The organism is Arthrobacter sp. 35W (assembly GCF_000482545.1).
In the GTDB taxonomy this organism is placed as follows: Bacteria; Actinomycetota; Actinomycetes; order Actinomycetales; family Micrococcaceae; genus Specibacter.
In genome coordinates this window covers 648,501-674,827 of sequence record NZ_KI519455.1, presented here as the reverse complement: position 1 = coordinate 674,827, position 26,327 = coordinate 648,501, and the positions used below count along the sequence as shown (strand labels likewise).

General features: G+C 67.7%; 22 protein-coding genes. 12 read left to right on the top strand and 10 right to left on the bottom strand.

Annotated elements, in window-relative coordinates:
- Window positions 1-61: 61 nt before the first annotated feature.
- The 4 genes from K254_RS0115230 to K254_RS0115215 are packed head-to-tail and all read right to left on the bottom strand — an operon-like array spanning window position 62 to window position 2,848.
- Entirely contained in the window at window positions 62-655 is a 594-nt protein-coding gene (locus K254_RS0115230; RefSeq protein ID WP_026556094.1) for a HutD/Ves family protein, read from the bottom strand.
- A gap of 3 nt (window positions 656-658) precedes the next feature.
- Complete coding sequence (locus tag K254_RS0115225; RefSeq protein WP_026556093.1) at window positions 659-889, bottom strand: hypothetical protein; 231 nt, start codon at window positions 887-889, stop codon at window positions 659-661.
- Window positions 890-923: 34 nt separating this feature from the next.
- Window positions 924-2,387 carry an amino acid permease gene (locus K254_RS0115220; protein ID WP_026556092.1) on the bottom strand — a complete coding sequence of 488 codons (1,464 nt, stop codon included), beginning with the start codon at window positions 2,385-2,387 and terminating at the stop codon, window positions 924-926.
- A gap of 59 nt (window positions 2,388-2,446) precedes the next feature.
- Window positions 2,447-2,848: a YccF domain-containing protein gene (locus K254_RS0115215; RefSeq protein ID WP_026556091.1), complete on the bottom strand. Its 402-nt coding sequence runs from the start codon at window positions 2,846-2,848 to the stop codon at window positions 2,447-2,449.
- Window positions 2,849-3,051: 203 nt separating this feature from the next.
- Between K254_RS0115215 and K254_RS0115210 the strand changes: the two genes are divergently transcribed.
- Window positions 3,052-3,627: a hypothetical protein gene (locus K254_RS0115210; RefSeq protein ID WP_026556090.1), complete on the top strand. Its 576-nt coding sequence runs from the start codon at window positions 3,052-3,054 to the stop codon at window positions 3,625-3,627.
- Window positions 3,628-3,671: 44 nt separating this feature from the next.
- Window positions 3,672-4,382 (top strand): PspA/IM30 family protein, encoded by a 711-nt coding sequence (locus tag K254_RS23515; protein WP_081710173.1) that lies wholly within the window; start codon window positions 3,672-3,674, stop codon window positions 4,380-4,382.
- 34 nt (window positions 4,383-4,416) lie between these two features.
- Here K254_RS23515 and K254_RS23510 read toward each other — a convergent pair whose 3' ends face one another.
- The 5 genes from K254_RS23510 to K254_RS24900 all read right to left on the bottom strand — a co-directional run bounded on the left by K254_RS23510 (window position 4,417) and on the right by K254_RS24900 (window position 12,960).
- Window positions 4,417-6,045 carry a sialidase family protein gene (locus K254_RS23510; RefSeq protein WP_051389270.1) on the bottom strand — a complete coding sequence of 543 codons (1,629 nt, stop codon included), beginning with the start codon at window positions 6,043-6,045 and terminating at the stop codon, window positions 4,417-4,419.
- Window positions 6,046-6,092: 47 nt separating this feature from the next.
- Window positions 6,093-6,749, bottom strand: a complete 657-nt coding sequence (locus tag K254_RS0115195) for a pentapeptide repeat-containing protein (protein ID WP_026556089.1) — start codon at window positions 6,747-6,749, stop codon at window positions 6,093-6,095.
- Window positions 6,730-7,668, bottom strand: coding sequence for a DUF4031 domain-containing protein (locus K254_RS23505; protein ID WP_051389269.1), 939 nt, complete (start codon window positions 7,666-7,668; stop codon window positions 6,730-6,732). The genes K254_RS0115195 and K254_RS23505 overlap by 20 nt, the downstream gene beginning before the upstream one ends.
- Before the next feature lie 156 nt (window positions 7,669-7,824).
- The gene (locus K254_RS23500; RefSeq protein ID WP_196810975.1) at window positions 7,825-11,508 is read right to left on the bottom strand and encodes an outer membrane protein assembly factor BamB family protein; all 3,684 of its coding nucleotides are present in this window, start codon (window positions 11,506-11,508) and stop codon (window positions 7,825-7,827) included.
- A gap of 156 nt (window positions 11,509-11,664) precedes the next feature.
- Complete coding sequence (locus K254_RS24900; RefSeq protein WP_051389267.1) at window positions 11,665-12,960, bottom strand: HupE/UreJ family protein; 1,296 nt, start codon at window positions 12,958-12,960, stop codon at window positions 11,665-11,667.
- Window positions 12,961-13,103: 143 nt separating this feature from the next.
- Here K254_RS24900 and K254_RS24895 point away from each other — a divergent pair, with 143 nt between their 5' ends.
- A complete protein-coding gene (locus tag K254_RS24895) occupies window positions 13,104-13,760 on the top strand; it encodes a hypothetical protein (RefSeq protein WP_155848592.1) in 657 nt (218 codons plus the stop codon).
- Window positions 13,761-13,930: 170 nt separating this feature from the next.
- Window positions 13,931-16,555 carry an ATP-dependent chaperone ClpB gene (gene clpB, locus K254_RS0115165; protein WP_026556087.1) on the top strand — a complete coding sequence of 875 codons (2,625 nt, stop codon included), beginning with the start codon at window positions 13,931-13,933 and terminating at the stop codon, window positions 16,553-16,555.
- Between the two features lie 118 nt (window positions 16,556-16,673).
- Here the strand turns inward: clpB and K254_RS25780 are convergent, their stop codons facing one another.
- Window positions 16,674-17,813, bottom strand: coding sequence for a septum formation family protein (locus K254_RS25780; RefSeq protein ID WP_051389265.1), 1,140 nt, complete (start codon window positions 17,811-17,813; stop codon window positions 16,674-16,676).
- Between the two features lie 324 nt (window positions 17,814-18,137).
- Between K254_RS25780 and K254_RS0115155 the strand changes: the two genes are divergently transcribed.
- The 8 genes from K254_RS0115155 (at window position 18,138) to K254_RS0115120 (ending at window position 26,247) form a co-directional block, all read left to right on the top strand.
- Window positions 18,138-18,368 (top strand): DUF3073 domain-containing protein, encoded by a 231-nt coding sequence (locus K254_RS0115155; protein ID WP_026556086.1) that lies wholly within the window; start codon window positions 18,138-18,140, stop codon window positions 18,366-18,368.
- Window positions 18,369-18,570: 202 nt separating this feature from the next.
- Complete coding sequence (locus K254_RS0115150; RefSeq protein WP_026556085.1) at window positions 18,571-19,344, top strand: VOC family protein; 774 nt, start codon at window positions 18,571-18,573, stop codon at window positions 19,342-19,344.
- A gap of 199 nt (window positions 19,345-19,543) precedes the next feature.
- A complete protein-coding gene (locus K254_RS23485) occupies window positions 19,544-20,587 on the top strand; it encodes a YncE family protein (protein WP_155848591.1) in 1,044 nt (347 codons plus the stop codon).
- A gap of 253 nt (window positions 20,588-20,840) precedes the next feature.
- A complete protein-coding gene (locus K254_RS0115140) occupies window positions 20,841-22,349 on the top strand; it encodes an ABC transporter substrate-binding protein (protein ID WP_196810974.1) in 1,509 nt (502 codons plus the stop codon).
- A 74-nt stretch (window positions 22,350-22,423) separates the two neighbouring features.
- A complete protein-coding gene (locus K254_RS0115135) occupies window positions 22,424-23,344 on the top strand; it encodes an ABC transporter permease (protein WP_026556083.1) in 921 nt (306 codons plus the stop codon).
- Window positions 23,341-24,240 (top strand): ABC transporter permease, encoded by a 900-nt coding sequence (locus tag K254_RS23480; RefSeq protein WP_081710168.1) that lies wholly within the window; start codon window positions 23,341-23,343, stop codon window positions 24,238-24,240. The genes K254_RS0115135 and K254_RS23480 overlap by 4 nt, the downstream gene beginning before the upstream one ends.
- Entirely contained in the window at window positions 24,233-25,258 is a 1,026-nt protein-coding gene (locus K254_RS23475; protein ID WP_035750243.1) for an ABC transporter ATP-binding protein, read from the top strand. The genes K254_RS23480 and K254_RS23475 overlap by 8 nt, the downstream gene beginning before the upstream one ends.
- Window positions 25,255-26,247 carry an ABC transporter ATP-binding protein gene (locus tag K254_RS0115120; protein ID WP_026556082.1) on the top strand — a complete coding sequence of 331 codons (993 nt, stop codon included), beginning with the start codon at window positions 25,255-25,257 and terminating at the stop codon, window positions 26,245-26,247. The genes K254_RS23475 and K254_RS0115120 overlap by 4 nt, the downstream gene beginning before the upstream one ends.
- The last annotated feature ends 80 nt before the right edge of the window (window positions 26,248-26,327 follow it).

Sequence of the window (26,327 nt, the reverse complement as noted above, 5' to 3'; positions counted from 1 at the left end):
CCCACGCTTGCCAGGTTCCCGGAAAATCGCGCCAGCGAATGTCCGGGCCGGCAAGTGGGGACTAGTGGTCCGCCTCGACGGGGTCGATGCTCAGCACGGCCAGGAAGCCGCGCCCGGAGATCTCCGGTGCCCGTTCGGCCCCGGCCACGGTGTCGTAGCGGCCCAGCTCCACGGCTTCGGCAGCGGGGCCAGCGGCGTCGGACGCGGCGTCGCTGACGGTCGCCGAGCCCTGCAGCAGCACGGCGTACTGGCCCTCAAACACCGGGTGCGGCCGCTTCTTGGACAGCTCCACGATGGCCATGTAGCCCTTGAACACTCCGCGGCGGGTCATCAGGTTCAGGTCCATCAGATTGCCCGTGGGCAGTGTGGCGCTGGTGTCCGCATCCCCGGAGAACCGGTACGGGCGGTGCTTTTCCAGTGCGTGCTCGACGCCGTCCACCGTCAGGGCGATCAGCTCGCCGTCGATGACGGTGAGAATCCGATCGATGCCCGGCAGGGGGGAGAACGGGCCGGCCGAGGCCACCTCGGCGATGCTGATCCGCCAGTCCCACGGCTCGGTGCTGCCCGGGGCTGTCCCCGCGGCCACCTGGCGCGTGGTGCCGCCGCCGTTGGCCCAGCGCGCCGGCTTCAGCGGTGCGTAGCGGATGATCTCCACGGGCTAGTCCTCCACGTTCTGCACGCTGATGACGCGCATGCGCTTCGGCTCGGCCTTGCGCGCGGCACGGACCTGGCGGAAGCGTCCGTAGGCCCAGGACAGGCCCATCGAGACGCCGAAGGCCAGCACGATGTTCACCAGAAACGGCCACCGGGCCACGGAGAGGAGCAGGCACACCAGCGCGAAACTGGTGAACTGGAAGGTGATGTCGAGCCAATCGGCCTTTTTGCGCATGCCCCCAGCGTACCGGCCGCCGGGTCCGCGGCCGTTAGTTCTCCTGGTGGGCGGCCAGATGACGGGGGCTGTCCGGATTCATCAGGGAATGCCGCCGGCTGTAGCTGAAGTAGATGACGAGCCCGATGGCCAGCCAGATGCCGAAGCGCAGCCAGGTCTCCCAGTGCAGCTGGGTCATCAGGAAGAACGAGGCCAGCACGCCGAACGCGGGCACGATGGGCATGAACGGAAGCCGAAAGGTCCGCGGCACCTCCGGACGCGTGCGGCGCAGGACAATCACCGCGGCGCAGACGACGACGAAGGCCGCCAGGATGCCGATGTTGGTCAGGTCCGCCACCAGCCGGATGGGCAGCACCCCGGCGAGGAGGGCCGAGGCGATGCCGGCGATCCAGGTGACGCGCTGGGGGACGCCGCGCTTGGCATCTGTCTTGGCGAACCACTTGGGCAGCAGCCCGTCGCGGCTCATCGAGAACCAGACGCGGGTGACGCCCAGCAGGAAGGTCAGCATCACGGTGAGGATGGAGATGACGGCGAAGGCGGAGATGATGGTGGCGATGGTGGGCATGCCGACGGAATCAAAGGCCGAGGCGAAGGCGCTGGTGGGGTCGATCTTGGTGTAGTTCTGCATGCCGGTGAGCACCAGTGTTGCCAACACATACAGCGCCATGGCGATGACCAGGGAGAGGATGATCGCCTTGGGCATGTGCTTCTTGCCGTCCGTGGCCTCCTCCGCCGCGGTGCTCATGGCGTCGTAGCCGAACACCGCAAAGAAGACCGTGGCCGCGCCGGCCATCACCGGTCCCAGGCTGGTGGGCATGAAGGGGACGAAGTTCTCGCCCTGGATGTGGAAGATGCCGATGCCGATGATGCCCAGGATCAGCAGCACCTTCAGCCCCACCGCCACCAATTCAAAGCGGCCAAAGCTCTTGGAGCCGCGGCTCAGGATCCAGGTCACCAGCAGGCAGATGGCGATGGCGGGGATGTTGATGATGCCGTGCGGTGTTTCAGGCGTCCAGGCGCTGTTCATCCAGTCCGGCACGGTGATGCCGATGCCGGACATGAAGGCGCCGAAGTAGCCGGAAATGCCGATGGCCACCACCGAGACAATGGCGATGTATTCCAGCAGCAGGTCCCAGCCGATGAACCACCCCACCAGTTCACCCAGGGCCACGTAGCCATAGGTGTAGGCGGAGCCGGCGCGCGGAATCATGCCGGCAAACTCGGCATAGGACAGCGCCGCGGCGCCGCTGGCCAGGCCGGCAATCAGGAAGGAAATGATGACGGCGGGCCCGACGCCGGGATTGTTGGCGTCACCGTGGGCCACCACGCCGGCCAGCGTGAAGATGCCGACGCCGATGATGCCGCCGACGCCGATGGCCGTCAGCTGCCACAGGCCCAGGCTTTTGAAGAGGCCGCTGGGGCCCTCCTCGTCGTCGCCCTCGATCGGCTTTCGCCGCAAAACGGAATAGGGATTGGCCGATCTGGACGTCTGGCTCATGGCAACCTCCGAAACACTGCGGCTTCTTCTGTTGCAAGTGAGTTTAGACCCGCCGCCTATCAGCGGTACATGGCAACGAACGGGGCGTTGGTGGGCACGATCTCCTTGCCCAGGGGCATCAGCGAGACGGGGATCATCTTCAGGTTGGCGATGGCCAGCGGAATTCCAATGATGGTGATGGCCATCGCGACGGCGGTGGTCACGTGGCCGATGACGATCCAGATCCCGGCCACCAGCAGCCAGATGACGTTGCCCAGTGTGGCTCCGACGGAGGGTCCGCCGGGCTTGTCCACGACGGTGCGGCCGAAGGGCCAGAGGGCGTAGCCGGCGATGCGGAAGGAGGCGATGCCCCAGGGGATCGTGACGATGAGCAGGCAGCAGATGATGCCGGCCAGCATGTAGCCCAAGGCCAGCCAGATGCCGCCGAACACGAGCCAGATGACATTCAGAATGGTCTTCATGCTTCCATCCTGCCCCCGGACTGGGGGTTGTGGCCATCCGGGATGCCCCTGATTCGCCCCTGGTCTGCGGGGCCAGGACTGCACCGGACTGCACCCGTCTGTGCCCAGACGAGGCACTCTTCAGGGACGGTGCCCGGTGCTACGATTTCAGCAGAACGGCCCTGCGGACCGCAGCGGCCGGACGGCGCACGGGAGGCGGCCGCATGGATCCGGGAACGGTGCTCTTGATTGTGCTCCTGGCCATAGTCGCCATGGCCGGCGGAGTGGCCATCACGCTTGCGGTGCTGGTGTCCCGCGGGCTGTACTCGGTCGCCCGGGCCTCCAAGCCAGGTGTCGACAAGCTGCGCCGCCAGGCCCTGAAGGTGCGCGCCACGACCGGTGCCGGCCCCGCCCGCGAGCTGGCCGCGATGCGCGTGAAGCTGCTCGAGGCGCTGGAGTCGACCGACCGCAGCCTGGCCGCTGCCGCCGGCGCCCGCCAGCACACCGGCAACCTGCCCGCCATCGTTGGAACCCTGCGCAGTGCCGGCGCCGTCGTCGAACGCCAGCTGGCCGTGGCGGCCAAGGACCCGGACCCGGCAATCCAGAAGGTCTACGCGCAGACACTGGGTGTGCAGGTGGAGCAGATCGCCGCGACGGCCACCGGTGTCCGGACGGCCCTGGCCCGCGCCGCCCAGCCCGCCGGGGATGCGGATCTGGGCGATCTGGCCCGGCGTCTGGACATCGAGGCCAAGATGCTGGACAACTGGTCCGCAACGTACACGCAGCTGGGCCGGGACTAGCGGCCGGGCCGGGCAGCTGGGCTGTTTCAATAGATGGAGTTGGCATGAAAATCACCAAACGCTTCACCATGATCTTCCGGTCCAAGGCCAACGCCGCCGCGGACAAGTTCGAAGATCCGGCCCAGATCATGGACTACTCCTACCAAAAGCAGCTGCAGGCCCTGCAGGACGTCCGCCGCGGCATAGCCGATGTGGCCACCAGCCGGGCGCGGCTGGAGCTGCAGGCCAATGACCTGCACGCCTCGATGGCACGGCTGCAGGGCCAGGCCAAGCAGGCGCTCTCGCTCAACCGCGAGGATCTGGCCCGCGCGGCCCTGGCCCGGCGGGCAGGCATCGGCGGCCAGCTGGAGGACATCGTGGCCCAGCGGGACGCGCTGCTGGCCCAGGAGACCCGCCTGACGGTGGGGCTGGGGCAGCTGCAGACCCGCGTGGAGGGGTTCAGGACCAAGGCCGAGACCATCAAGGCCAGCTACTCCGCCGCCGAGGCGCAGAGCCGGATCAGCGAATCCCTGGGCGGGCTGGGCAGCGAGATGGCCGCCGTGGGGGATGCCATGCGGCGGGCCGAGGACCATGCGGCGCGCATGCAGGCGCGGTCCACGGCGCTGGATGAGCTCTACTCCTCAGGTGTCCTGGAGGACCCCAGCCGGCCGATGCAGGATCCCACCGAGCGGCACCTGAACCAGCTCATGGCCGAGCAGCAGGTGGAGCTTGAGCTGGCCCGCATGAAACAGGAGCGCCAGATCACCGAGGGCTGATCCGGGCGCCGCGTCGGCGCCCGCCCGGCCCTCCTCAGCTTTCCCGCACGTCCCCGCTGTCCGTGGCGAAGGTGAAGGTGCGGCGGCTGCCGATGGTGGCGCCGTCGTGCTGGGCACCCACGCTGAACGGCACCGCGAACTCGGCGGCGGCGGCGTCGTCCTCGGTCACGGTGTAGTTGGCGGTGAACAGCCACTTGGCGCCGGACGCCAGATCCTGGGGTGCGGCCAGCGGCCCCTCCGCGCCCATCAGGGCCACCACTGCCTCCACCGGCTGGCTGTTGGTGTTGGCCACGCGCCCGCTGAAGGCGAGGATGTCGCCGGCCTTGAAGCCGGGCACCACGGGGCCGTAGTTCAGATCCTGGGACTCGCGGTTGGAGAGGATCTGCGGCTGGGCGGCGGAGTATGCCTGGCCCATTTCCTTGAACACCGAGGCGTCCCACTCGCCGTCGGCCGGCACCAGGGCAACGCTTTCGCCCACGGTGGCCCACGTGGCCGGGCGGCCAGGGGTGATCGAGCGCAGCACCACATCCAGGGCCAACGCCCCCTCTGGCTCTTCGCCGGATGCCTGCGTCTCGGACGCCACCGCGTCGGCAGCCACCGGGATGCCGGCCAGCAGGGCCGGGTCCACGCTGGCGAAGACGATCTCCTGGTAGCCCTGGCGCTCGTACAGTACGCCGATGTTCCCATTGGGCAGCCGGGCCGCGGAGGAGTAGGCGGAGCTGCCCTCGCACAGCACCAGCTTCCGCCCCCAGCTGGCGCCGTGGTCGGTGGACAGGCTCAGCACGGTGTTGCGGCGCAGATCGGCGTCCTGGTTGTTGGCCGCGAGCAGCCAGCCGGCCGTCTCCGGGGCGGCGAAGGCACGCACGGTGGGGAGCCCGTCCCAACGGGACAGCGATCCGTTGTCGCTGGGGTCCGGCAGTTCGGGCACCGGCGCGAGGGTTCCGTAGCTGTGCCCGCCGTCGTAGGAGACGGTGGCCATCCGGAAGGGGGTGGCGCGGGTGTGCAGCAGCAGCGTGCCGTCGTCGCGGCAGGCCACCTTGTTCTCATTGCCGCCGGGCACCAGTTCGCCCAGCGTCCAGGTCTCGCCGTGGTCGTCGCTGTAGGCGGAGGCACAGTGGATCTCGCCGTGGAACAGGACCACCATCTGCTGCACCAGCCGGCCGGTGAATGGGCCGGTGTGGATCTGGATGCCCTGCCCGGCGGCGGCGAACAGGCCGGTGATGCCCTCGCGCTTGAAGCCGGCGGTCAGACGGCGGTGCGTCCACGTCCCGCCGTCGTCGTCGGAGAAGCTGACATCGGTGTGCTGGACGGCGTCGTCCGGGTAGAGGCCCTCCACGGCCTCGAAGAATCCGGCCTGGGTGCCGGCGGCGTGGAAGAGGAAGATGCGCCCGGTCTGGGCGTCCACCAGCAGACTGGGATCCCCATAACCGTCCAGCCCGGTCCCGGTGCGGACCACCTGCTGGGCACCCCAGGTGCGGCCGCCGTCGGTGCTTCGGCGAAGCAGTAGATCGATCGGATTGGGCAGATCGTCCAGATTCGGCCGGCCGTCGTAGGCGGCCAGAATGGTCCCGTGGGTGCTGACGGCCAATGCAGGGATCCGGTACTGCCGGTAGCCCGCCGTGCCGCGTCGTGCCAAAACCTGTTCAAAAATGCCCTCAGTCATGCCACCAGCTTAGGCCGTGGCCTCTGTGCACCCGGGCCTCGGTACGCCTAGATGACGGTCAGCCCCAGGTGGGCGGCCAGCAGCGGGGCAAGCAGGGACAGCTGGTAGTCGTCGATGATGACGCCGGCCAGGGACTGCAGGCCGTTGATGGTGCGGAACTCGCTGCTGCGCAGATCTACGTTCTTCAGCGTGGCAGAGTTGATGTCCAGTGTGCCGATGCGGCAGTTCACCAGAGACACCCGGGTTGCCGTGGCGCCGCCGAGGTCCAGCTCATCGATGATGCAATCGCTGATCTGCAGGTCGGTGATCTTGGAACCACGCAGATTCAGGAAATCGATCTTGCCGCCGTCGATCCGGGCGGACTGCCAGACGCTGTCGTAGACCTCCGCCGACCCCCAGCGCGGAGCGGTGATTTCCACGTCCCGCCAGCTGCTGCGCGGAGCCGTGAACACAGGGGCGAAGCTGTTGGTGAGGACCGAGTCCCGGAAGCGCACGCCACGGAGCACGGCCTCGTGGAAGGTGGCGTTGATGAGCTCGCACTCGGCGAAGTCGGTGGAGGTCAGATCTGCGCCATCGAAGGCCGTGGAGGTGAACCGTACGCCGTCGAAATGGCTGCCGGACTCGAACTCTTCATCCGTGTTCTCGACCAGTTCGGCGAGGTTGATGGTGGGCAGGCGTGGGGCTTCAATCCGTGGCTGGCGCATCCGGCCAGTCTAGTTCCGGCTCCTGGAGTTCGCCGCGCAGATTGCGCCCGGCGGCCGCGGCCCACAGCTCCCGCCCGCGGGTCGTGTGGAACAGCGGGTCCAGGGCCAGAAGATGGCGCACGACGGCGGCGCGCCCGGTGGCGAACTGGTCGTCGGGGACGTGGGAGTAGTCTGCCCGGACTGCGGAGCGGTAGCGGGCATAGTCTGCGTCAGTGCCGCCCAGCACCGACAGATCGGCATCGCAGAGCAGTGCGCCGCCGTCGTCGCCCGGGGCGGGGGAGTGGGTGGTGGTGAGCCGGACCAGGCGGGCCACCTCGGCGGCGTGCCGCCGGCCCCAGGGCCCCAGTGCTGTATCCAGGGCGGCTTCGGCCAGGGCGGCCGAGGCCTCCTCATCGGCACCGGGAACGCCGTCGTAGACGGCATCGTGGAACCAGGCCGCCAGCACCACCTCAGGCGGAGTGGCAGGGTCCAGCAGATCCAGGGCCTCCAGCACCGCGAGCAGGTGGGTGGCCCCGTGGTAGTGCCGGTGGGGTTCGCACCAGCGCTCCAGCAGTCTGTCGCGCAGCGCCGCGGCTCCGGGCAGCGATGCAGCGCCGGGCAGGCCGGCCCCCGCCAGCAGGGAATCCCAGCGGTGCACCAGTGCCGCGCGGACCTTGGCATTGCGGTGCCGGGCGCGTACGCGCAGCCCGGAGGCCACCAGTACGCGCACCAGATCCCTGCCTGACACCTCGATGGCCCCGGCAGCCACCAGATCCGCGTAGCGGCGCTCCGGAACGTCATAGTGGTCGCGGTCGAAGGCCCGGTCCGGGATGCCCGCCGCGGCGGCAAAGGCGTGCAATTCGGCCAGGGATGTGTCCGAGACCAGATGCGAGAACACCGTGCCGTGGGCCGGCCAGAAGGGTGGGTCGATGTAGATCATGGGCACCTTTCTGGACGGAGCGGACGCCGTCGTCGAACATTACCGGCTCCGGCGCCCTCCTACCAGTGTCGGCCCCAGATGCACGGAACGGCCCCCACCACTGCTGGTGGAGGCCGTCCTCGCGCACCCTCGAAAGGGTGCGGTGCTGCCTAGGTGCTAGCTCTTGCCGCCGGTGGGCTTGGTGGCGACAAGGGCGTTCAGGGTGCCATTGTCCGTGAGGGCGAACAGCGTGTTGCCGCTGACCGACATCGCGGAGGTGACAGCCGCGCCGAGGTTGTACTCGGCGAGGAGCTTGCCCGTGGCGCGGTCCAGGGCCACCACTCGACCGTCACGCGTTCCCGCGTAGACGACGGTTTCGGTGGCCAGTGCGTGCCCGGCAGGGGAGCCCGGTCCGGCGCCCTTGCAGCCGCTGGCAACATTCCACGGGTCATCCATCGGGCTGGCGCCCGGCAGGTACCCCAGCGGGGTCTCCCAGAGGGGGGTTGCCGGGGTGGCCGACGTCGTGTCGTAGGCACGCACGGCGCCGTCCATGCTTGCCACGTAGGCAATGTTTCCCCAGGTGGCGGGGCTGGTCACCGGCGGCGGGCCGGCCTCGCAGGCGCTGGAGGTGCCCAGCTTCGCGAACCAGGTCGTGGCACCGCCGGCGGCCGGGTTGTGGCCCCGGACGCCGGAGGACGTTGCCGTCACCAGCTGCGGCTCACCGCTGGAGGGCTTCGTGAAGGCCGGCGTGGAATCGCTGAACAGGTCACCCGCGGTGTCCACCGAGGACAGGCGTCCACAGGTGGCCAGATCCATGCCGATCAGGCTCTGGCTGGAGCCGGAGTGCAGGTAGGCGGTGGTGGATCCGGGCTGGCGGATGGCGGCGCTGTGGAACTGGCCCCATCCGGCCGGAGCCGAGAAGCCGCCGGGCAGCACTTCGCCGGTGTCGGCGTTGCGGCACTTGACCTGGTCCCATTCCTGGTAGACCGCGACGGCGGGACGGTTGGGCAGGTTGAACACGCTCACCGGTCCTCCCGCGCGGCCGTAGCGGCGGACGGTGCTGCCGTGGATCTCCTCGCTGGCGATGGCCTCCCAGGACACGGCGCCGGTGGTGGTGTCCAGCGCGTACACGCGTCCCACACCGGTGGTCAGGTAGACCTTGCCGCCGTTGACCGTCGGAGCGGACTCGGCGTCGCCGTCGAGGTAGGTGCGCCAGATTTCGGCGCCCGTGCGGGCATCGTAGGCCAGCATCATGCTGTACACGGAATCCAGTGCGCGGGAGGCGACAATGACCTTGCCGTCGACAACTGCTGCCCCGTTGAGGTGGAACTGCTCGCCGGTGTTGGCCGACCAGCGCAGATCAAGCTTTGCGCCGGGGTTGTCCGTGCTGGCGGATGCTCCGGTCTCGCCGCCACCTTGGCGCAGCCAGTCCTGGCCGGGCATGGCCTTGGAAACGCGGGCGTCGGCGAGAACTTCGAACTCGTTGACGACCTTCTGGAACTCCTTGCCGGCGGTGTCGACGGCCGTCATGGTCGCGATGTAGTTGCCCGGCGTCATCGAGTCGATGATGGTGCCGGCCTGCGTCCAGGAGGTCTTGACCGCAGGGCAGGGCTCGGGCGTGCCGCCCGGGGGCGTGTAGCAATTGACGATGCCGGTCGGCGCCGTGTTCTTGCCGAAGGCGAGGGTGTCGTTCTTCCAGACGACCTTGCCGTTCTCCTTCTTGGTGACAACCACCGACGCCGTGGCCGGGGTGCGTCCGTCATCCTCAACGAACAGCTGCACCGGAACACCGGCCTTGAAGCCGTGGGTGCTGCCCGCGGCGGGGCTGACCATGGCGACGTCGTCGTACACGCCGAACTGGCGGTGCGTTCCGCCGACGTAGCCGATGTCCTCGTTGACGGCCGTGGCCGGGTCGTCATAGATGGTGGAGAAGTCGAGGATCTTGTAGTCAGGCCGGGCCGAGTCGAGGCCGTAGGTGCCCATGTTGTTGATCTCAACCGAGCGGGCAAAGGCGCCGCGGCGGAACTCGGCCTGCTGGTTGTGGCCGGCGGCGAGCAGTCGTACATCGTACTTGGCCAGCTCGTCCACTGTCGGCTGCATGCCGGCTCCCGGACCCCACTTGGTGAACAGCGAGCGGTGGGCGAAGACGAGCACCTGCTTGCCGACGGCGTGGCGGGCCAGGTCTTCCTTGAGCCACTGCAGCTGGGGTGCGAGGCCGGCGGAGTCGTAGTTGTCCTCCAGGACGACGACGTGGCGGCCGTTGCGGTCGAAGCTGTACCACTCCGGTCCCAGGTTCCGGCGCCAGTACTCCATGCTGCCGCCGTAGCCCACCGACGTGGCGGTGCCGCCGACGTCGTGGTTGCCCACCACCGGGTAGAAGGGGTGGCCCAGCTGGCCGTCCTTCAGGCCGTTGGTCAGGATCTCGTAGCCGGCCTGGCGGCGGGGCTCTGCGGCGTAGTCGGTGACGGTCAGGTCGCCGGTGGTCATCGTCATGGTGGTCTCGGCGTTTTCAGCCATGGCCTTCACATGCCCGGTCCACTGCGGCAGGCCAGAGGCTGCAGCCTGGTCTGTCGTGTTGCTGACCTCGACGTCGGAGACCATCGACCATTTCTCGGTCGGGTTGGCAGCGTTCTTGTCCGGCACCAGGGGGAAGTCCAGCCCGGTGAGGGGGGAGGGGCCGGCGGGGACCGTGCGGAAGTACTGCGGGATGGAGTCGGCGCGCAGGGTGGGCGTGAAGCCGTTCGGCGACACGATCGAGACCAGGTCCGTCTCGCGGCGCGACCTGTCCATTTCCATGCTGTACGTGCCGTCGGCGCCGCTCTTGGACCAGCTGGCGCCGTCGGTGACGGACACGTCGGCCATGCCCGGCTCGCCGGCGTCGCGGACGCCGTTGGAGTTGAGGTCCGTGTACACCGAGCCCTTGACGACCACGAGTTCAGTGGTGGTGGAGGAGGCGAGGGTGAAGGTGATCGGTGCGGTCAGCGGCGCGTAGCCGTCCTTGGCCAGGAAGTGCGCCTTCCAGGTGCCGGCGCTCAATCCGCCGCTGCCCAGGTTGATCGTTCCGTCGTCCTTGGGGGCGTAGCCCCAGGTCCGTGCCGAGATGGGGCCGGGAGTGTCGTTGGGGCCGTAGATGCCGACCCAGTTGTTGGATGCCGGGGCATCGGTGGAGTAGTGGAAGGTGAGCTGCTGCCCGACCTTGGGGTTGACGGTGGCCAGGCTCAGGCCCGGTGCTGCGGCCATGGCGGGGGCGGGCGCCAGAACGACAAGTGCCGGTGCCAGGGCCACGATGGCCAGGCCTGCGCCCACTGCCGTACGCGCCCATCCAGACCGCTTGGGCTGCAGTGCCCGCGTGGTCTGCGCGGCGGCGGCTGCCGGCGTCTTCTTCCTGCGGGACAGAACCACGGCCGCCGTGAGCAGTGCTGCAGCGGAAGCCAGTGCCATCGGCAGCATGCCGCCCAGGCCGGCGGACTCCGGGGCGTGTGCCCCGGACGCGTCAACGATGGGAGTCGAGTCCCGGGCGACAACGGTGTTGCCATCGAATTCGACCACCAGCGTCGTCATGCCGGCTGCCTTCAGCAGGGGGGCGACGTTCACCTGGCTGAGCTCGCAGCTGAAGGCCAGTTCGACGACGGCGAGGCCGGGTGCGCCGCCGTCCTCGCCGTCCATGCCCCGTGCGGTGAGGGGGCACCCTGCGGACAGGACGCCCTGGGTCCAGGCGCCGGCCGCATCGACGGACACGGCCTCTTTGGACACCATCAGGCGGCCGCTGGTTGAACCGTTGGTTGTGGAGAGGACAAGTTCGCCGTGTTCACGGCTTTCGTGGGCCGAGGCGGCACCCACGGAGGATAGGAGGACTGCCATTGTCGCCAGCACGACGGCGACAACGGAACGATAGGTCAGTGTTCTTCGGTGCGATTGATGATTCACGCTGAGAAACGTAGCGAGCCGATGTGACGCCTTGGTGGACCGAAGAACAACGAGGGATGACCAACGTCTGATGTTACGGATCACACGGAACTATCTCCTGGCAGGAGGCGCGACGCTGGATCTGGCCTTGGTCCCGCCGGTTGGCCTTTCCAACGCCACCTTGCCGGTTGTCTTTGGTCGGATGAATCCCAGCGTGAGCATGGCCGCCGCGAACACGGCGTAGGACAAAAGCGGTTGCCCGGCGACGGCGTCGAACAGCGGAGTCAGCACCGAATCCGAACCTGTCCAGATGCCCACTGTCCAGGCCGCCGAAGCCACAATCCCAAACACTGCGAAGACCATGCAGAAACGCCGGTAGTGGTTCCCGGTGGCCGCGACGTGGATCAACGGGACGGTCAGCACGACGCCGATCAGCTGGGCCAGCTCGATGCCGATGTTGAAGCCGAGCACCGCCAGCAGCGTGTCGGCCGTGTCCAGCTTCATTTCCAGGATCGTCGTCGCGAAGGCCATGCCGTGCACCAGCCCGAAGACACCCGCCAGCACCACCTCGCCGTGTGCGAACATCGGGCGGACGAGGTTCCAGGCCGCGACGGCAATCGAGACGGCGACGATGGTTTCGATGTAGCGGACCGGAGGTGTGAACCAGCCCAGGCTGACGACCAGCAGCGTGATGGAATGTCCGGCCGTGAAAGCGGTGACGATGGTGAGGATGCGCTTCACCGACGAGCCCAGGCTGTCTGCCCGCGGGCTCCAACGCCACCCGGCGGAGGTCCGCTTCGCCACCAGCGGGGCCGACAGCAGCAGCACCGCCAGGAACAACAGGTGGTCGTAGCCGTCGGCGATGTGGGCCATGCCGTGCTCGATCATCGACCCGACGCTGGCCTTCTGGGAGCGCGGGTCGATGGCCAGCGTCGGCTGGGTGGCGGTGATGACGCCCAGCAGTTCGGCCTCACTGCCGTCGACGACGCGTGAGACATAGACCTTGTGGCCACTGAGCGTGTCCGTCAGCAGCGAATAGGCCAGGGTGAAGGGGCCGTGCCCGGCCCCAGGTGCCGCGGCCAGGTCCACAACGAGGGCATCGGTGCCGTTGATGGAGTCGTAGCGGATGCCGGTGGTCTCGGTGGCGTAGGCGGCCCCGTCGGAGGTGAGGGACACCTTTTCAGCCACGAGCCGTTCGATGTCCGCCGTCGGAAGGAGCCCGCCGGGCACCAATCCCAGGCCGGTGGCCTTGTTCAACTGGTCCAGTTGAAGCTGGAGGGTCAGTCCCAGGTGGCCGCCCTCGAAGTCGATGAGCACGCCGGTCGTGCCCACCGGATGGGCCTGCGCCGCCGCGGCAGGGCCGAACGCCACCACAAGGGCAACGAGAAACATCAGAAGGCGGCGCATGCAAACTCCAAGTGATTGGCCCGGTTTGGTCAACCACACATTCAGCCAGAATGCCGTGAATGTTGTGGGGACATTGGGTGAGGGGCCGGCAGCCGGAGGGTGAATGGCTGGGTTGCCGGCTTCGGCGCCGTTAGGCTGGCCGGATGGGGACGATTCGGGCCGCGGCTGCGGCCGCAGTGATGGCATTGGCGTTGGCACTCTCGGGCTGTACGCCCGATCAGGGGCCGGAACCGGCGCCGTCGCCGGCTCCCAGCGGCCCGCAGTGCCCGGCGGACGCGCAGAAGCCGGTGGAGGTGCCGGCCCTTGAAGGCGCGACGCCGGAGGACGTGGCCGATTCGGTGGTGGCCGCCTACAACGCCTGGTGGCGGGCCGGCATGGACGTGGTGCGCACGGCACCCTGGCAGGACGCGCAGCTCCCGCAGGCCTGTCTGGACCAGCTGGCAACAGCCAACCGCACAGCCTTCGCCTCGCTGCTGTTCACGACGGCGACGGCGCACCCGTCGTGGAACGGGTACTTTGATGCCGTGCAGGCCGTAGATGCCGCCAACCTTGGCCTCGCCAGGGAAAATCCGGCAGCCACCGCCGGAACCCTGGAAATGGCCTCCTTCCGCGAGGGCAGCTCCACCGCCAACGGCACCTTCATCAAGTTCGAGGCCCGCTATTCGCCCCCGGCGCATGCCGCCGCCGGCACGGATTGGTCCGGCTTTGACGTGCTGCAGCAGTGGTACGTGGAGCTGGTGCCCAACCGGGACCAGTTCATCATCAACTTCATCGAACACAAAGACCGGCTCCAGCCGTAGACATCCAGCCGTGAACACCCAGCCGCAGACGCCCTAGACGCAGGCATGGTGCCGTAGACAGGGTTCAGCCCACGGCAAACAATGGAAAAAGACCTTCATTTACAAACTTGAGCGTAGTAGACTCAACTTTGAAAGCATCCGTTACCTCGACTGCTCGGAAAGGAGCCCTCTTGGACGCCAAATTCACCACCAAGAGCCAGGAAGCCCTCTCATCGGCCGCCATGAATGCCTCCACGGCTGGCAATCCCACTGTGGAGCCGGCCCACCTGCTCAAGGCGCTGATGGACCAGCGCGACGGCGTGGCCGTGGCCCTGCTGAAGGCCTCCGGCGTCGACCCCGACGCCGTCAGCGTCGCGGCCAGCACCGCCATCCGCGCCCTGCCGGCCTCCTCCGGCACCTCTGTGGCGCAGGCCCAGCTGGGCCGCAGCACCCTGATGGTGGTCCAGAACGCCCAGCAGGCCGCCGAGCGCATGGGGGACAGCTACGTCTCCACCGAACACCTGCTGCTGGGCCTGGCCGACGACGCCGGTGCCGCCGGCGATGCCCTGCGCAAGGCCGGTGCCACCCGCCAGGCCCTGGAATCCTCGCTGCCGGCCGTCCGCGGCGACGGCAAGGTCAACACCCCGGACCCCGAGAACACCTTCCAGGCGCTGGAAAAGTACGGCGTGGACATGACGGCCGTCGCCCGCAGCGGAAAGCTGGACCCTGTGATCGGCCGCGACGCGGAGATCCGCCGCGTGGTGCAGGTGCTCAGCCGCCGCACCAAGAACAACCCCGTGCTCATTGGCGAGCCCGGCGTCGGCAAGACCGCCGTCGTCGAGGGTCTGGCCCAGCGGATGGTGGCCGGCGACGTCCCCGAGTCCCTGCGCGGCAAGACCTTGATCAGCCTGGACCTGGCCGCCATGGTGGCCGGCGCCAAGTACCGCGGCGAGTTCGAGGAGCGGCTCAAGGCGGTGCTGGAGGAGATCAAGAATTCCAACGGCCAGATCGTCACGTTCATCGACGAGATCCACACGGTGGTGGGTGCCGGCGCCTCCGAGGGGGCCATGGATGCGGGCAATATGCTCAAGCCCATGCTGGCCCGCGGCGAGCTGCGCCTGATTGGCGCCACCACGCTGGACGAGTACCGCGAACGCATTGAAAAGGACCCCGCGCTGGAGCGCCGCTTCCAGCAGGTCTTCGTGGGGGAGCCGAGCGTGGATGACACCATCGGCATCCTGCGCGGCCTCAAGGAGCGCTACGAGGCGCACCACAAGGTGGCCATCGCGGACTCCGCGCTGGTGGCCGCCGCGACGCTCTCCAACCGCTACATTCCCGGCCGGCGGCTGCCGGACAAGGCCATCGACCTGATGGATGAGGCGGCGTCCCGGCTGCGCATGGAGATCGACTCCGCCCCGGAGGAGATCGACCAGCTGCGCCGCGCCGTCGACCGCCTGACCATGGAGGAGCTGGCGCTCGCCGGCGAAACCGACCCGGCCTCCGTGGAGCGCCTCGAGGCGCTGCGCGCGGACATGGCCGACAAAAAGGAGCAGCTGGGTGCGTTGAACGCGCGCTGGGAGGCGGAGAAGGCCGGCCTGAACCGGGTGGGCGAGCTCAAGGCCAAGCTGGATGAGCTGCGCTCGGTGGCCGACAAGGCCCAGCGCGACGGCGATCTGGAGCAGGCCTCACGGGTCCTTTACGGCGAGATTCCGGCCCTGCAGCGCGAGCTCGACGCCGCGGCTGCCGAAGAGGAATCCGTGGACAAGGCCGATCTGATGGTGGCCGAGGAGGTCACCGCGGACGACATCGCCGAGGTGATTTCGGCCTGGACCGGCATTCCGGCCGGGCGCATGCTGCAGGGCGAAAGCCAGAAGCTGCTCCAGATGGAGCAGGTGCTGGGCTCGCGCCTGATTGGCCAGTCCACCGCCGTCGCGGCCGTCTCCGACGCCGTCCGGCGCGCCCGGGCCGGCATCAGCGACCCGGACCGGCCCACCGGATCCTTCCTGTTCCTGGGCCCCACGGGTGTGGGCAAGACGGAGCTGGCCAAGGCTCTGGCGGACTTCCTGTTCGATGACGAGCGTGCCATGGTGCGCATCGACATGAGCGAGTACTCGGAGAAGCACTCGGTGGCCCGCCTGGTCGGCGCCCCGCCCGGATACGTGGGCTACGAGGAGGGCGGCCAGCTGACCGAGGCCGTCCGCCGCCGCCCGTACTCGGTGGTGCTGCTGGACGAGGTGGAGAAGGCGCACCCGGAGGTCTTCGACATCCTGCTGCAGGTGTTCGACGACGGACGGCTCACCGACGGCCAGGGCCGCACGGTGGACTTCCGCAATGTGATCCTGGTGCTGACGTCCAACCTGGGCTCGCAGTTCCTGGTGGATCCGTCGCTGGATGAGAAGACCAAGCACGCCGCGGTCATGAATGTGGTGAACTCCTCCTTCAAGCCGGAGTTTCTGAACCGCCTCGACGACATTGTGATGTTCGATGCGCTGACGGTGGACCAGCTGACCCACATCGTGGACCTGCAGGTCCAGTCGCTGGCCTCGCGCCTGCACAGCCGCCGGCTGACGCTGGAGGTCACGGACGGCGCCCGCGCCTGGCTGGCGATGACGGGCTACGACCCCGCCTACGGTGCCCGGCCGCTGCGCCGACTGGTGCAGCGCGAGATCGGCGACAGGCTGGCCCGGGAGATCCTGGCCGGCACCATCGCCGACGGTGACACGGTCCTGGTGGACACCGCCGCCGATGTGGACGAGTTGACCGTTGACGCCCTCGCTGGCGGCCAGTCGGCCGGCCTGGTGGTGACGCGCAAGTAGTCTGCGGCACGTCGTTTGAAGCAGCGAAGCGGCCCGGGGCTGCGGACCATGTGGTCCGCCGCACCGGGCCGCTCCGCTGTGCCGGCTTGGTGGCCGGTTTTGCGGGCCGGCGGGGCCGCTACTGCTTCACCAGGGTCTCGGTGATGTTGTCACCGGTGGGGTCGAAGACCAGGCAGTCCACGCGGCGGTCGCCCTGGCCCCAGCTGTTCTCCGAGGGGTAGGCGGTGGCGGTCTTGAGGTTGTAGTTGTCGGCGGCGCTGACCAGTTCCACGCTGTCGCAGGTTGCGGTGGCCTTGGCCTTGAGCGCGTCGACGCCGGGGTAGCTGTCCGAGTCACTGTAGAAGGACGTGGCCACCAGCTGGGCGCTGTGCGGGGTTTCGCAGAGCACCACGTCGGCACTGGTCGCGGCGTCCTTGAAACCGCGCAGGCAGTCGCCCTGGATCCAATCCAGCGGTGTGACATCGGCGAGGACCAGGCCATCGTCCGAGGCTCCGCCGCCCGTGGAGCCGTCCGTGGTGGAACTGGTCGACCGGGACGTGGCGGCATGCGAGGACGTGCCGTCCGAGGCCGGGGTGCTGTTGCGCACCAGACCGCCGATGGCCGAGATGGCAAGCCAGATGACGAGGCCGGCCAGCACCAGGGCCACGAGGACGGCAGCGCCAATGATGAAGGGAAGTTTGGTGTTCTTCGGCTTTCCACCGGGTGCGCCGGGCATGCCGGGTCCACCCGGTCCGGCGGGCATGCCGGGTCCACCGGCCCAGCCTGCGGGCGGCTGTCCGGGTCCACCCGGGTAGGACGGGGTGGGCCCACCCGCCACTGGAGCGCCGTTGGTGCCCGGAGCGCCCGGGAAGGGCCCGCCCGGGAGCGGTCCGCCCGGGAGCGGAGGCACGGGCGGCACGCCGGAATCCATGCCCGACGCGGGGGCCGGCGCCTGGGCGGGAGTCTGGGGCGTGGGCGGCGCCCAGGGCTGGCTGGGCGGAACCTGGGTCGTCGGCTCCGTGGCGGGGGCGCCGTCGTGGGCAAACGGCGAACCGGCAACGAGGGTGCCCGTGGACTCGGCTTCGCGCGCCAGCGTGGCGGCTTCCTCCTCCACCTGGTCCAGGGACAGGCTGGCGGCTACCTCCGGGCTGATCTCGGCCGATCCCAGCTCCGGCTCGGGCAGGTCCAGTGCTGCATCGGCGGCCAGTGCGGCGTCGTCCTGTGCGCCTGGCTGTGCCGGCTCGCCACCGGGTGCCGTGGTCTTGTCCTCGTCGCTCATCGATGGATCCACCTTCGGTTGCCGCTGCGTGCGCCCCATGCGGCCGGTTGCTCGGAACGGGGTGGGACGCTGCGTGGCCGGTTTCCGGCCTTCGGAGCCCCTCCCCGAAGGAGTCATCTTTTCTCCCCACAGGCGACTCTACCCAATGAAAGCCTGACGGTCAGGGGCTGGGGCCTCCCTTGGAAGAGCCGGTCCAGCGGGTCGGCAAGCGGTGGCGGAGGAAACCATGTAATCTAGAGCTACGACAAATTGACCGAATATTCCGGAGCCTCGCTTGCAGCCCAAGCGACCACCTCCGGTCCAAGTGCAAAAGGGGGTCACGCCATGGGGCGCGGCCGTCAAAAGGCGAAGGCAACCAAGCAGGCTCGGGACATCAAGTACTACTCCCCGAACACTGACTACTCGGCACTGCAGCGTGAGCTGGGTGCCCCTACTAGGCGAGCCCCGAGCCATCACAGCGAGGTCCCGGCAGAGCCGGATTACTCAGCCTATGAGGACAAATATGCGGATCAGTTTGACGATGACGACGAGGTAGACACCCGCCGCATCGGCTAGCTCCACACTGCCGCAATATAATACGCAACAAACCCTGCCCTGCGGGCGGGGATTTTGTTGTGTCCGGGTACTTTTCAACCGGCTATGGCGTGTGCGGCCCGGGGGTGGTTGGATGTGTCTGGGACCGGCGATCCAGTGGCCCCGCTTTGGAGTCCAACCGTTCCAACTACCGCAGCCGCCCCCGGCGGCAGGAGGTTCTTCCATGGCAACAGTGGCTGGTTATGTACAGGGAACTCCATGCTGGGCGGAGCTGCTCAGCGCCGATGAAGCGGCAGCACGGACCTTCTACGGCGGCCTGTTCGGCTGGGAGTACGAGGCCAACGAGATGGCGCCCGGCATGACCTACTACACGGTGTCGCTCGACGGCGCGGTGATCGCCGGGGTGATGCAACAGGACGCCACGATGGCCGACGCCGGGCTGCCGACCGGCTGGAACGCCTACATCGCCGTCGACAGCGCCGATGCGGCCGCCGTCGCCGTCACCCGCGCGGGTGGAACGTTGAAATTTCCTGTGGATGAAATCCCCGGCGTGGGCCGCTTTGTGCTGGCCGCCGACAACCAGGGAACGGCCATCGGCTTTTGGGAGGGCAAGGGTCTGGTGGGCTCCGCCGTCGTCGACCAACCAGGGGCCGTGAGCTGGTACGAACTACAAGTGGACGACGTCGAGGCCGTCAAGCCCTTCTACAAGGCCGTTGCGTCGCTGGAGGCCAACACCGGGCCGGCGGGCGACCTGGGGGAGTACACGGAGTTCTTTGCCGCCGGGAAAAGCGTTGCCGGCGCCCTCGTGAAGCCGATGCCCGAGATGCCCAACTCCTGGGTGCTGTACTTCAACGTCACCGATGCGGACGCTGCGGTGGCCAGCGCCGTCAAACTCGGCGGCTCGGTCCTCGCGCCCGCCTTCGACGTTCCCAGCATCGGCCGCCTCGCCGTCATGGCGGATCCCCAGGGCGCCGTCTTCTGCCTCATGTCCCACTAGCCCCGCCCAACTGAGTGACAGTTATCGCACGTTCCGAGGCCCGGAACGTGTCATAACTGTCACCTAGTTGGGGGCGCGGGAGGGGTTGGACCCGACCGGCACTCTAGGAATTTGTATACCAAACTGCTACCTTCGTCTCAGCGGCGCGTCGATTCGGACGGCGCCGGTGCCATGCCAGCGCAACGAGGAGACGGTGAACGTGAACGATGAATTGAGTGGTGCAGCCAGTGGAGACGCCAAGGGGCGCCCGGTGGTGCTGGTGACGGAAGGCTGGTCGGATGGAATTGCCTGGGTGGATCCCGCGGTCCGGGGTGACGGCGCAGTCATAGCCCGCACTGAAGTTGGGAAGGCGCCCTGGGGGATTGCTGTCCATGCGCCGTCGGAACGGGCCTATGTGGCAACCGCGCAGGGGCTTGCCGTCGTCGACCTGGCCTCCCGCTCGTCTCTGGCCCTCGTTCCCTATCTTGACCAGCCCGATGTATTCGAGTTTGGCGAGGAGCGCCCGGGCGGAACCGGCGTCGTCGTCACGCCCGACGGCGGATCGGTCTATGTTGCTGTGACGCGGGTTGGCAGGGTCTCCACGGTGGAGCAGTTCGACGTCGCGGAGGGGAAGTTTGTCGGATCCGTCGAGGTTGGTGCGCGGCCGTTCGACGTGCAGATCTCCCGGGACGGCAGCGAGATCTACACCATCGACCACGATTCATTCACCGTGCACACCATTACGCTCGCCGACCAGAGTGTCGTGCGCGCCGAGGTTGCCCCGTTCGGCACCGAGGGCGGCCTCATGTCGCACCAGAAGCCGCACTATGCTGCCGTTTCCCTCGACGGACTGCTCTACATGCCGTACCAGGGCCGGGGGCTGGTGGCCTTCGACCCGCGCACCCAGAAGTACACGACGGCGGAGATGACGGGGGATACGCACCAGCATGGCGTTGCCCTGACCTCGGACGGGAGACTGCTGGTGGTGGGTGTCGGCGCCATCGGCGGTGCGACCCAGGGCCCGAGCCTGACGGTGCGCGAACTAGCCACGGGCGAGGAGACCCTGGTGCCGCTGGACAAGGGGCACGAGGGTGTTCTGGAGTGGGTCGAGGCGCCGGGTGGCCGCAGCAAGGCAGTGCTCATGGGTGGCTCGACCAGCCGCGGCCCCTGGGACGGGCTGACGGTCATCGACCTGGACACCTTTGAGCGTTACGAGGTTCCCGTTGCGGGGCGGCCGCAGGCGGGCGTAGTGCTGCACGTGTAGCAGCTTCCCCAGGCCGCCGCCGCCGGTCCACCGACCGGCGGCGGCGGCCTTTCCATGCCCTTTTTCATGGCCCCCGAAGCCATTGGCGCTTCATCAACGGTTCATCCGCCGACTGTGCTTGACATCACACTCCGCAGTTCTGCACAATGAGTGGCAGCTAGTTTTGGTATACCAAAAAGAGTTGACTGGCCCAAGATGCATGCGGGCACGGCCGACACCTTGATGCCGCGAAATGATTCCAATGGAGGAAGACATGAAGCTCAGATACACGGGTACCCTCGCACTGCTGGCGCTGGTCGGCGGCCTGCTGACAGGATGCATGCCCGCAACAACGTCCGGCTCGGCAAAGGACTCCCAGGCGACCATCGCGCTGCCGGCCGAGCCGAGCAACACCGACCCGATCATGACCCGCTCGATAGCCGCATGGAACATGTACTACGCCATGTACGACGGGCTGACCCGGATCACGGCCGACGGCAAGGTGGTGCCCGGCCTGGCCACGGACTGGAAGCACAACGCCGACCTGAGCGAGTGGGAGTTCACGATCCGTCCCGGGGTCAAATTCCACAACGGTGAAGAACTGAAGCCCTCCGACATCGTGTACACGTACAGCACGATCCTGGGCTCGGAGAAGTCCACCAACCGGCCCGCCGTCGCGATGGTCAAGTCGGTCACGGCGGAAGCGGACAACGTCGTGAAGTTCACGCTGAAGAATCCGTTCAGTGCATGGCTGAACCAGGTCGCCACCATCGGCATCGTGCCGCAGGATGTCTACACCAAGGAGGGCGACAACTTCGTCAACGCCCCCGTGGGGACGGGCCCGTTCAAATTCAGCGCCTGGCAGCGCGGGGTGAGCTACTCGCTGGAGCGCAATGGCGACTACTGGGGTGACAAGCCCGCTCTGGACAAGGTCACCTTCTCGTTCGTCGGTGCGGAGGATGCCCGTGTCTCGGGCGTCGAATCCGGCACGCTGAATGCCGGAGCCATTCCGCCCAACCAGGTGCCCGTGCTGAAGAACTCGACGCAGGCCACGGTGATCTCGAGCCCGTCCAACGGCTCGGTCTTCCTGGGCATGAATTCCAAGGCCGCAGGTCTTGAGGATGTCCGCGTCCGGCAGGCCATCTCCCTGGCCATTGACCGGGACGAGATCATTAAGGGCCTGATGGGCGGCCTGGCGACCCCCAACGGCCAACTGGTCGCCAAGGGCGTCACCGGCTTCGTGGAGAACTTCCCGGTGCCGACGACGGACATCGAACGGGCCAAGAAGCTGCTGTCCGAGGCCGGATACACGGGTGAGCCGATCACCTTGGAGTACGCGACGGTCGGCGGCTTCCCCATGAGCGCCGAAATTGCCCAGGCTGTGGAGGGATACCTTTCCAAGGCCGGCATCACCATCAAGCTTGTCGGCACCGAGCAGGCGAGCCTGAGCCTGAAGATGGCCAACCACAAGATCACGGGCCTGTACCTGAACATGTGGACGCCTTCCAGCATGGACGGCGACGTCGTCGTCAACCAGATCCTGGCCGGCGGGCCCGAGGACTATGCCAAGGATCCGGCCATGGCCAAGCTCTACCTCGAGCAGCAGGCGGCCCCGGAGAACCAGCGGAGCGACGTTTTCAAGAAGATCTGGGAGCTCAACCGGGACCAGGCCTACACCGTGCCGCTCTTCACGCCGAGCAACTCCTACGCGGCAAGCCCGAACCTGGCCTGGACGCCGTCGGTCGATGGCATCTACCGGGCCACCGGCGTGGCCTTCAAGTAGATCCCGATGACTGCCACGGAGCCGGAAGGCAAGACGCCAGTGAACGACGACCAACCCAATGACGTGGGATCCACATGTTGAAATTCCTGATACGACGCCTGGTCCAGGCGGCAGCGACGGTGTTGTGCGTGCTCACCATCGCGTTCTTCCTGGGCCGGGCCAGCGGGAAGCCGGGGGCGCTGCTGCTCACCGATGGCGCGACTGCGGAGCAGATCGACCAGCTCAATGAGACGCTTGGGTTCAACCGGCCCCTTCTGGCCCAATACGTCGACTTCGCCCTGGGCGTGTTCCGGGGAGACTTCGGTTCGTCCTATCGGAACCCGAGCATTCCCGCCATCGAGCTGGTGGCCGAACGGCTCCCGGCGACAGTGTCGCTGGCGCTCACGTCCTTCGTGATCGGCGTCGTGCTGGCCCTTGCCGCTGCCCTGTCGATCCATGTTTTCCGGAGCCGGAAGCTGCGTGCCCTCTTCATCTGGGGCGGGTCGCTGCGCCAATCGGTGCCCGATTTCTTCTTCGGCGTCCTGGCGGTCCTCGTCTTTTCCGTGGTCCTTGGGGCACTGCCGTCCCTGGGCTTCACTGGGCCGGCCTCCTATGTGCTGCCGGTGATGACAATTGCCACCGGCCAATTCGTCCTCTACGTCAGGCTGCTGGACTCGGCCCTCACCGAGCAATCGAGCCAGGACTACGTCCGCACGGCCTATGCGCGCGGAAAGAGCCACGGGGCGGTGGTCGCCACCGAGATGCTCCCGAACGCGTTGCTGCCGGTCATGACAATGGCGGGTCTGAACCTCGCAGGGCTGCTGGGCGGGGCCGTGATCGTGGAGCAGGTCTTCGCTTGGCCGGGCGTCGGCGAAGTGCTCATCAACGCGGTCAGCCAGCGCGATTTCGCCATCGTCCAGGCAGGTCTGCTGGTGGTTGCCCTCATGTTCGTCGTCGTGAACATCGTCGTCGATGTTTTGTACTCAGTACTTGACCCGAGAGTGAGGCTTTCATGAGCCAGTTGGCGAGTTCGAGGCGACCGGCCGTCCGGCGGACGGCCCGCACCCGCCGCCGCATCGGGAGGCTGCCCCTGCTCCCGTTCATTGGGGCCGTCCTGCTGGCTGTGATGGCCGTCTTCATTGTCGTGGTGCCGATGCTCCCGGGTTTCGATCCACTGACCCAGAACCTGTCGATGGCCCGGCTCGCACCCTTCACCGACGCGGCCCATCCGCTTGGAACCGACTCCATCGGTCGCGACCTGCTCAGCCGGCTGGCGGAGGGTGGGCGGATCACGATGTCCATTACGCTGGCAGTGGTGGCAATCAACGTGGTTCTGGGCATCATCCTGGGCCTCTGCGCCGGATTCTTCGGCGGCTGGATCGACAACGTGATTGGCCTGGTCAGCGACGCCAATCTGGCCATGCCCGTGGTGCTCCTGCTCATCGCCATTTCCTCTGTCACCGGCCCCAGCGCAACCCTCATGATCGTCGTCCTCGGGTGCACGTTCTGGATGGGGTACGCCCGGGTGGCCCGGGCCATCGCGATCTCCCTGCGCGGCCGGGACTTCGTTGTGGCACCGCAGATCCTTGGCGCCGGGGCCGCCTGGACCATACGGAAACACATCCTGCCGCATGTTCTGCCGCAGATGCTCATCCTCGCGGTCACGGACATCGGCGTCGTGATGCTGGTGCAGGCGGGTCTGGACTTCCTGGGCCTCGGCGTCCAACCGCCGTCGCCCACCTGGGGCGGCATGATCCTCGAAGGCCAAAAGATGCTGCGGCTCTCGCCGTGGCAGGCCATCATTCCCGGCACCGCGATCTTTATGTTGGTGGTCGGCACGCAGTTTGTCAGCCAGTTGCTGACGGCCGAATCATCCACACCACTGAGAAAGGCCAGGCGAGCAAATGTTTGACAAAAGTGCCGACGACGGCGTCCTGCTGCGGGTGAAGAACCTGGTGATCGTCTCCGAAGGGCCGGACGGCGACGTCGTCATTGTCGACGACGTCTCGTTCGAGGTGCGGCTCGGCGAAGTGCTGTGCATTGTCGGGGAGTCCGGGTCCGGCAAGAGCCTGACCATGCTGGCCGTCATGGGACTGCTGCCTGCGGGCCTGCGCGTCGACAGCGGGTCGATCGAGCTGCGGGGGCGCGATCTGCTGAAGCTCTCCGAGAACGAACTCCGTGCGGTGCGGGGCCGGGAGATCGGCATGATCTTCCAAGACCCCATGACCTCGATGAATCCGCTGCGCCGGGTCGGCTCGCAGCTGGCGGAGGCGGTGCGGCTGCATCAGCGCGGGCTCTCCCGCAGGGACGCACTGGCCCGCGTGTATGAACTGCTCCGCAGCGTCGGCGTACCGCAGCCTGAGACGAGGGCCAAGGCCTTCCCGCACCAGTGGTCCGGGGGCATGCGGCAGCGCGCCATGATCGCCATGGCAACAGCGAACGACCCGGTGCTGCTGATCGCGGATGAGCCGACGACGGCGCTGGACGTGACCATCCAATCCCAGGTGATGGATTCCCTGGCCTCCACGCGCGAGAAGATCGGCTCGGCCATGGTGCTGATCACCCACGACCTCGGGCTCGCCGCCGAAAACGCCTCACGGATCGCCATCATGTACAGCGGGCGGCTCGTTGAAACCGGCGATGTGGCCGACGTCTTCCGCCAGCCGGGGCACGCCTACACCAAGGGCCTGCTGGCCAGCGTGCTCACCGGGTCCCGGGAGCGGGCCTATGCCATCCCCGGCAGCCCGCCGTCCCCACGGGATCGTCCCGGGGGCTGTGCCTTTGCGCCGCGCTGCCCGCTGGCCCAGGGCCGGACCCGGTGCCAGGAAGAGGTGCCCGTGCTGCGGCCGCTTGCCAACGGAACGCTCGCGGCCTGCCATTTCGCCGAGGAATTGCTCGCGAACGAATCGATGCTGGAGCTGAGCTCATGATGGATGTACGCGGTGAACCGCTGCTGGACATTGACGACCTCAGGGTCCAGTTCCAGGTGGGCTCGGGGTTCGGGGCGAAAAAGGTGGTCAAAGCCGTCGACGGCGTGAGCCTGTCCCTGCACAGCGGGCAGACCCTCGGCCTTGTGGGCGAATCCGGCTGTGGAAAATCCACGCTGCTGCGTGCCCTGTTTGGCCTTTCCCCCGTGGCGGGAGGCAAGATCACGGTGGCCGGCAAGGATGTGACCCACGCCGGCCGCCGCGAGCGCCGGATGCTCAGCAACCATATGCAGATGGTCTTCCAAGATCCGTATTCTGCGCTGGATCCACGGATGACTGTGCATGAGATCGTCGCCGAGCCGCTGCGGGTCGCCGGAAGGTACAACAGCCGCGAGGTTGAGGAGCTGCTCGACCGCGTCGGTGTCAGTGCCGAGATGTCCACGCGCCGGCCCTCGGAATTCTCCGGCGGCCAACGCCAGCGGGTCGGCATCGCCCGGGCGCTGGCCCTGCGCCCGCGGGTGCTGATCCTTGACGAACCGGTGTCCGCCCTGGATGTTTCGATCCAGGCCCAGGTGCTCAATCTGCTGGGCGACCTGCAGCAGGAATTCGGCCTCGCCTACCTGTTCGTCTCCCATGACCTGTCAGTGGTCCGCCACATCGCCGACGAGATCGCCGTCATGTACCTCGGGCGGATCGTCGAACGGGGAGCGGCGGATGCCGTGTTCCGCGGCCCCGAGCATCCCTACACCCGCTCCCTGCTGGCCTCGGCGCCGATCGCCGATCCAACGCGGTCCCGCCAGCGCCCACCCCGAACGCTTGCGGGCGAGCCGCCGGACGCCGCGAATCCGCCCAGCGGCTGCGCCTTCCGCTCACGCTGCCCGCAGGCGCAGGACCGTTGTGCCGAACAGCTGCCCCAGCTGCGGGAGTCCGATCCCGGGCACAGCCGTGCCTGCTTCTTCCCAGAGATTCCCATCCGCGCCGCTGCATCCTAGGACGCCGTGGTCCTTGCACGGACCACGGCACCCAGACCACCGACGACGACGCGCAGCCCAGGACCTTATCCGCTGCCACA